Genomic DNA, 7,948 nt, shown 5'->3' with positions numbered 1-7,948 from the left:
ATGTTCCCAAAAAATATAGAAGAGTTAATGCAAATTAGCCGCTATCGGTTGAAGGATTACATCAAAGGACAAAGAGCGATATCGCTTGCCCTATCTACCTTCTAGCTCGCTTGTCCCCCTCTCAGGTCAATTTCTTGATCTTTTAGGTGCTACCCTTGGCACAGCCACTCTTGCTGGTTTTAACCCTGCCGCTTTTATCGAAAAAATTAGATTTATTCAGCCAACTCTATATAGGGTTTTCATCCCTTGTAACCCCATCCATCGCATAACACAAACCGAAGAACCAGGCTATCTTAGGTTTGGTGGGTAAAATGTATTCTAAGATACAGTCCTGCTGGCGAGGGAGTGGAAGGAACCACTCCAGACACAGAGGACACAAAGATTGATCGCTTCTATAGTAAGTTAAACTGATCACACAAAGAACTGATAGGCTTTTAGCGGCTTGAGAACAAGCTTTATCAATCTATTCATATAATTGAAAATTATCAAAAGCGCACACTGCCGGAAAGCCATTTATTTTTTACCGAAAAATTGGGTTGAAAGCCTCGCCCTTTGAGGGCGACTTGATCTGATGTATGATATTAAGAATAGGAGGCTGGGTAAGCAACCGCTTAAAAAACCCAGTCATCAACCGATGAACGCACCTTGAAAACTAGAGTTATGGGGTTCTCTAGGGGAATGCTCCTATAGGTAAAAATTCTCAGCACCAAGTACCAGAGAAACCAAGTATTTTAGAGGTTTTGAACTGTATCGTAGGGGCCTCCGAAAACAGGCTTCTGTAAGGTTGCGAAAGTCTGAGGAGAGAACCACCTCTGGGTGGGATTTCGCCAGGAATCTAATTCAAGTGGACTCGTTGAGCCAGAAATTCACAGCAGTGATGCGAGAAGAATCCACGTCCGTTTACGGCGTGGGGTATGTCAAAATAGAAGATTACCTGGATTATTTTTGCGGGGGGCGATCGGTGATTCTCAATTTTTCCCTAAGGATTGTAGCGGCCAAAGGCAGACTATTCTGTAAGTTTTCACTCTACAAAACCTATCGGGTGGTCAGTACCGCCCCCGTCGATGTCCTCTGGCAAAAATTAATCAATGTGGCCGATGTCTCTTGGCATCCTTTGATTGCCAAGGCTGATGTTCCCTTGGGTTTAATCGCTAAACCGGGGTTAATCTATCAAGCTGTCACCCGTCTGACTCCCATTCCTATCCGGGTTTTCGTGGAAAATGTCCGTCCCGGGGAACTTCTCAGCCTCAGAGTTCTCGCTATCCCCGGCATGGAACAGAAAATGACCTACCAAGTGGAATCAACCCTCTGTGGTAGTTATATTTCCTATTCTGTCACTCTGCGGGGTTGGCTGTCCCCCTTTATCTGGTGGTTAAGTCGTCCCTATTTAGCCAAAGTCGCCGCCCAACTGGCCCACGCCGCCGAAGAATTAACGGCCTAAAAAAAATTCTCCCCAATTGTGCTAATAAATAATCTGCCAAGGGTCAAGATCTAAGTCACAATGGTATATGGATAGACTTAAACAAAATTTTAGTCAGCTACATTGGTACATATAGTCTACTGATATCATCCCGACGAGTTGAGCGCAACAACCTCAATCCGCCGGGATGAACTATCTCTAGAGACTTTACTGATGAAGTAAGCTCTACAGGAGGGAACTATGGGGGAATTAAACACAGCCGAACTTCTAGTTAAATGTCTAGAGAATGAAGGGGTCGAGTATATTTTTGGGCTACCCGGGGAAGAAAACCTCGATGTTTTGGAAGCCCTAAAAAACTCCTCGATCAAATTTATCACCACCCGTCACGAACAGGGTGCCGCTTTTATGGCCGATGTCTATGGACGCTTAACGGGAAAAGCGGGGGTTTGTCTCTCCACCTTAGGACCGGGGGCGACTAACCTAATGACAGGGGTAGCCGATGCTAACCTCGATGGGGCGCCCTTGGTGGCTATCACCGGCCAGGTGGGAACCGATCGGATGCACATTGAATCCCATCAATACCTGGATCTGGTGGCCATGTTCGCCCCGGTGACGAAATGGAATAAACAAATCGTGCGGCCAGGTATCACCCCAGAAGTGGTACGGAGAGCCTTTAAAACCGCCCAAAGTGAGAAACCGGGGGCAGTTCATATCGATCTTCCTGAAAATATCGCCGCTATGGCTGCCGATGGTAGTCCTTTGCCCCTCGATAGTCAGGAAAAAGTTTACGCTTCCTATCGGACTTTGAACATGGCGGCGGCGGTGATTTCTAAAGCGAAAAATCCCTTGATTTTGGCGGGAAATGGGGCAATTCGCGCTAATGCTAGTGAGGCTTTAACGGAATTCGCCACGGCCTTGAATATCCCTGTGGCTAACACTTTTATGGGTAAGGGGGTGATTCCCTATACCCATCCTCTGGCTCTTTGGGCGGTAGGATTACAGCAACGGGATTTGATTAGTTGTGCTTTTGAGCGCAGTGATTTAATTATCGCTGTTGGTTACGATTTAATCGAGTATTCCCCGAAAAAATGGAATCCAGACGGGAAATTACCGATTATTCACATCGGCATGACTCCGGCGGAAATTGACAGCAGTTATGCCCCGGTGGTGGAAGTGGTGGGTGATATCACCGATTCTCTCATCGATATCCTCAAACGGGCTGATCGCCAGAATAAACCAACTCCTGTTACTGCGGGATTAAAGACGGAAATTCGGGCCGATTACGAAACCTATGCCAATGATACGGGTTTTCCGATCAAGCCACAAAAATTGATCTACGATCTGCGTCAGGTGATGGGACCGGAAGATATCGCCATTTCTGACGTGGGCGCTCATAAAATGTGGATGGCCCGCCATTATCACTCCGATTGTCCTAATACTTGCATTATTTCTAACGGTTTCGCCGCTATGGGTATTGCCATCCCTGGTGCGATCGCCGCTAAGTTAGTTCATCCCGATAAGCGCATTGTGGCGGTGACGGGAGACGGCGGTTTTATGATGAATTGTCAGGAATTGGAGACAGCTTTGCGGGTGGGAACTCCCTTCGTCACTCTCATCTTTAATGATGGCGGTTACGGTTTAATCGAATGGAAGCAGTTTAACCATTTTGGGACCTCTTCTTTTATTAAGTTTGGTAATCCCGATTTTGTTAAATTTGCCGAAAGTATGGGATTAAAAGGCTATCGGGTGGAATCTGCTCAGGATTTGATCCCGATCCTAGAGGATGCTTTCCGGCAAGATGTCCCTGCGGTGATCGATGTTCCCGTCGATTACGGCGAAAATCTGCGTCTTTCCCAAAAATCGGGCGATTTAAGCTGTCAGATTTGGGAATAGAAGTTGATAGCGTTGACAATCCCCAAAAAATCCCCTAACTGAATCTCAGTTAGGGGGAGGTAATTAGGTTGGCTTTGGTAACGTTAGAAAACCCGATCTAGAATAACCATTCTAGAACCGCCTCATCTTTAGTGTTGGTATTGCGAGAGGGAGTTTCCCGGGTAAATTTCATGTGGATAGAACGATTTTGTTCCCCATCGGCGGCCACGGCCATAATCGGATAATCGATTAAACCATCTTGGAAGGACATCTGATAGCGGAAAGTGCCATCGGGATTGAGTTTAATCGGACGACCACCGATAGTTACGGTGGCATCGGGTTCGGTGGCACCATAGACGATTAATTCGGCATCGGCAACTAACCAGAATTTGCGCGGACGTTGTAGGGTTTCCGAAGCACCCATACCGATACCAGAAGCAGTCATCCCGATACCGGAAGCGGTTAGTCCCGATACCGTGGGAACTGCCCACATACCAACCCCAGAGGGGAATACATAAGAACTGATCACTTCCGACATCGGTACGGAACCAGCGACGTGCTGCATGGAACCAAACAAGGAACCGGCCACCCGTAGGGCCTCGATATCGCCGACACTCTCGAAAATTTGGTCGTAGATAGGGCTTCCAGTGGTTCCGGTGCTGCTGTCGTAGCGTTTGCTGGGGGGAACGAGTTCGTAAACAGTTTTACCCACCAGTTCTTCTTCCCAGTTAACGGTGACAAAAATATCTTCAATCCAGTCGGAAGGATAGACGGGAGGAATCCGCACTAAAGGAGAACGGGCCAAAACTAACCAACGACCATCAGCACAACGATAACCGATATCGATAACATAATCTCGATCGCTGACTGGAATTGGTAAATACCATTCCCGGGCTAATTCATCACAGAGATATTCTTGGACACTGTGGGCGCCTTGGCTATTGAGATCGATATCGGTGACATCATAAAGACGCAGGGCTAACTGTTGTCCCCCTTGACGACGTAGATCTTCCTTCGATTCGTTGGGGATATCCCAATAAGCATAGGCCCACTGAGGATCGCGAGGTAGGAGGGTGATGCGATTTTCACCGTAGCCACCGGGCAGATCTCCTAAACCATCATCCACTGAACCTAGGATATCTTCGATCGGGTTAGCTTGGCCTAATTCAAATTTTGCTGCTTCCATTGGTTTTTCCTCTTTAATAATAGATTTAAAATTGCCGCTTACTTGCATAGCTTGGGTAATTGACTCGATTAACTGCGTTTTCCGCATCCGACTGTAACGAGAGATGCTGTATTGACTGGCAACTCGTCGTAGTTGCCGCAAGGTCATCTCATCTAAGGGGGGGTATTCTGGAACCATGAGTTGACGCTCTCCGATTAGTTACGACGGCAAATGTTTTTGGGCATTTGCAAAAGCAGTGATCTGGGTAATCCTTCTAACTACTCATCGATTGCTTTGTGAACGAGAGATCCACTCGATGGGGATCAAGGGAATCGCTTGTTATAAATACCTATTAAACAGCAAGATTCCGATTTTGACCAAGTACATTGTCAGGATTTCTTGATAAAACCGCCAAACCCTTGATCCCAAAGAGATTGTTATATCAGGAAGTTTTGATATGCTGTGCTGCCTTGAAACTGTAGGCGATATTTTAGTACAAATGCGCTACACTGATTACTGATTACTGATCACTGATTTGTACTCCGATCCCGATCGCCTGTAATCTGATATTGAGACTTTTAGTTAAGGAGACTGAACCGCTTGGCTACTCGTGTGATTATTGTTCGTCATGGACAAAGCAGTTATAACGCAGAGCAGAAAATACAAGGTCGCAGTGATGGCTCGGTTTTGACGGAAAAAGGCCATCTGGACGCGGAAAAAGTAGGAAATGCCCTCAGTCAAATCGATATCGCCGCTTTTTACTGTAGTCCTCTCCAAAGAGCCAAATCTACTGCTGAGGTAATTAAGTCTCGTTTAAATAACTCTCCCGTCATTCAACCCACTTCGCAGTTACTAGAAATCGATCTGCCTATCTGGGAAAATATGGTCAAAGAGGAGGTAAAAGCTCAATACCCCCAAGAATATCGGGATTGGCACCAAAAACCTCATGAATTTAAGATGATACTGCCCGATGGTCAGGAACATTATCCCGTTCTCTCCCTCTATCAACAAGCGCAGGATTTTTGGCGAGAAATTATTCCCCAACACGAGGGCCAAACTATCCTCATTGTTGCCCATAACGGTATTAATCGCTGTTTAATCCTCAGTGCCATCGGTATTCCGGTTTCCTTATACCATTCCCTACAACAATCTAACTGTTGCGTTAATGTTCTCAATTTTACGGGTAATTTTGGTGATCCTGTCCAGGTGGAATCCCTCAATCAAACAGCACACCTAGGGATAGCTTTACCCCCACCGCGTCCTCCTTTCCAAGGTTCTAGGCTGCTGCTTGTGCGTCACGGAGAAACCCAATGGAATCGGGATAAACGTTTTCAAGGTGTGCGCGATATTCCTCTCAATGATAATGGCAAGGCCCAAGCTGAGAAAGCCGCCGAATTTCTGCGAGAAACGGCGATCGATCACGCTGTCACCAGTCCTTTGTCCCGTCCCAAGGAAACTGCCCAAATTATCCTGCAATATCACCCCAATGTCATCTTAGATACCCAAGTGGATCTGACAGAAATCTGTCACGGACTTTGGGAAGGTAAATTAGAGGAGGAAATTGAAGCGAGTTTCCCCGGGATGTTAGAAGACTGGAAAAATGCCCCAGAAACCGTGCAAATGCCGGAAGGGGAGAATTTACAGGAAGTTTGGGATCGAGCGATCGCTTGTTGGCGGCAAATCGTTAAAACCTATAGTAATAGCGATAGTCCTAAGACAATTATGGTAGTAGCTCACGATGCCATTAATAAGGTGATTCTTTGTTATTTATTGGGTTTAAAACCCGCCAATTTCTGGAATATTAAACAGGGAAATGGCGCGGTTAGTGTTATCGATTATCCCAAAGGAGTTGACTCTCAACCGGTCCTACAAGCAATTAATATTACCTATCATCTAGGATCAGGAATACTCGATCGCACGGCAGCTGGCGCTTTATAACAGTTATCAGTGATCAGTTATCAGTTATCAGTGGGTAAGTTAACAGTTATCAGTTATCATTATTCAGTATTCAGTATTCAGAAGATTGCTTTTATTTATTCTTCCCAATTCATAATTCATAATTACGGCTAACTAGAAGCCAATAATTTATTCTCAATCTGTCTAACTACCGTGAGTGCCGAATAGCTGACTCCGGCAGTGCCTTCTCCCGGATGGGTGGAATCTCCCACTAACCAAAGATGGGGGATCGGAGTGCGCGTCGCTACGCCAAAAGGGCCAAAAGTGGACAATCTTTGACCAATACCGCCGACAATGCCCTGATTTCGCCCCGTAAACCGTTCAAAAGTGCGAGGTGTAGCTGATTCGATATGAACGATGTGATCAGGACTGAGATGGAAATAATTACCGAGACGCTCGATCGCCTCTTGGGTGTATGCTGCTTTTAATTGCTGATAATTATCTTCTCCTTTTCGCCACCAAAGACTGGTATTGGTGAAGGAAGAAGCAATAATCGTCGCTTTTCCCACTGGAGCGCGGCCATCCCCTTCTTTACTTACGGAAACAAACAAAGAGTTATTTTCGCCGATTATGCCATCGTAATCGTAGAGGAATTGCAAATGGGGGGGACAATCGGGGGGAATAGCAGCGCGATCGACTCCTAAGTAAACCACAAAAGCAGCGGATGCGGGGGGAAGTTTTTCGATTCTCTGGTGATAAAGACTGGGAATAGCGTCGCGATCGATTAATTGTGGTAAATTTTGGATCGGGATATTAGCGACAATCTCATCGGCCATTTCTGGATATATTTCGCCATTTTTTTGATTTCTGACGATAATTCCCGTAGCTTTTCCCTTTTCTATCAGTATTTTTTCCACTGTGTGGCGCATTTGCAATTTACCGCCGTATTTTTCCAAAGCTGCTAATAGGCGATCGCTTAATACTTGCATACTACCCTGAAGGTGGGATAAACCTTGGGGAGACTGAGAAACTGCTAAAGCGGTGGCGGCATAAAGTAAAGCGGTTTCATCAGCAGTAACTTGGGAATAAAGCTTTAACTGGAGATCAAGGAAGGTTTTTAGGCGTTTATCTGTCTCTAAGCCGTATAATCGCAGAGCATCGCCCACAGTCATCAAAGTAAAGGGAAAGGTAATGGCAGTATCTAAACGCAAAGCGGCGATTAATTGCCCTAAATCCCACCAGTTGCGCGGGGGTAAAACTGGATCGCGACTTTGAAAACGCCAACTTGCTTGAAAGAGTTTTTGTAATAATTGCCAAAAAGGTTCGCTGCCCGGAAATTGTTTTTGTCTTTCCTCTTGCCACTTTTGCCGATCGCGCCAGACATTAATCGGAGTGGTTTCCCCCGGCAGAAACACGGCACAAGCGGGATCGCAGGGGACAGAATCGGGTAAATCTATCCCTAATTCGGCAAAAATGCGCTGATGAATGCCCCCTACTTCTAATCCTGCCACTTGAGTTGCCCCCACGTCAAAAGTAAAACCCCGACGGGAAAAAGTCGAGGCACAACCCCCAGGGACAAGCGCCTGATCATATAC

At 46.2% G+C, this 7,948-nt stretch carries 5 protein-coding genes; 3 read left to right on the top strand and 2 right to left on the bottom strand.

Going from position 1 to position 7,948, the window contains the following annotated elements:
* Positions 1 to 961 precede the first annotated feature (961 nt).
* Both IQ242_RS11070 and IQ242_RS11065 read left to right on the top strand, forming a co-directional pair.
* A complete protein-coding gene (locus IQ242_RS11070) occupies positions 962 to 1,441 on the top strand; it encodes a hypothetical protein (RefSeq protein ID WP_041804515.1) in 480 nt (159 codons plus the stop codon).
* A 219-nt stretch (positions 1,442 to 1,660) separates the two neighbouring features.
* The gene (locus tag IQ242_RS11065; protein WP_193960010.1) at positions 1,661 to 3,313 is read left to right on the top strand and encodes an acetolactate synthase large subunit; all 1,653 of its coding nucleotides are present in this window, start codon (positions 1,661 to 1,663) and stop codon (positions 3,311 to 3,313) included.
* A 97-nt stretch (positions 3,314 to 3,410) separates the two neighbouring features.
* On the opposite strand, the gene IQ242_RS11060 is transcribed toward IQ242_RS11065, so the two are convergent.
* Positions 3,411 to 4,655 (bottom strand): DUF4912 domain-containing protein, encoded by a 1,245-nt coding sequence (locus IQ242_RS11060; protein WP_193960009.1) that lies wholly within the window; start codon positions 4,653 to 4,655, stop codon positions 3,411 to 3,413.
* 402 nt (positions 4,656 to 5,057) lie between these two features.
* Here IQ242_RS11060 and IQ242_RS11055 point away from each other — a divergent pair, with 402 nt between their 5' ends.
* Entirely contained in the window at positions 5,058 to 6,395 is a 1,338-nt protein-coding gene (locus IQ242_RS11055; RefSeq protein WP_193960008.1) for a histidine phosphatase family protein, read from the top strand.
* Positions 6,396 to 6,523: 128 nt separating this feature from the next.
* On the opposite strand, the gene crtD is transcribed toward IQ242_RS11055, so the two are convergent.
* Positions 6,524 to 7,948, bottom strand: a 1,425-nt coding sequence (gene crtD / locus IQ242_RS11050; RefSeq protein ID WP_193960007.1) for a C-3',4' desaturase CrtD, incomplete at its 5' end; no start/stop codon positions are given.

It is taken from the genome of Microcystis sp. LEGE 08355, from assembly GCF_015207185.1.
In the GTDB taxonomy this organism is placed as follows: Bacteria; Cyanobacteriota; Cyanobacteriia; order Cyanobacteriales; family Microcystaceae; genus Microcystis; species Microcystis panniformis.
Note: the sequence above shows the minus strand (reverse complement) of the source record. Positions and strands in the feature narration are given on the sequence as shown.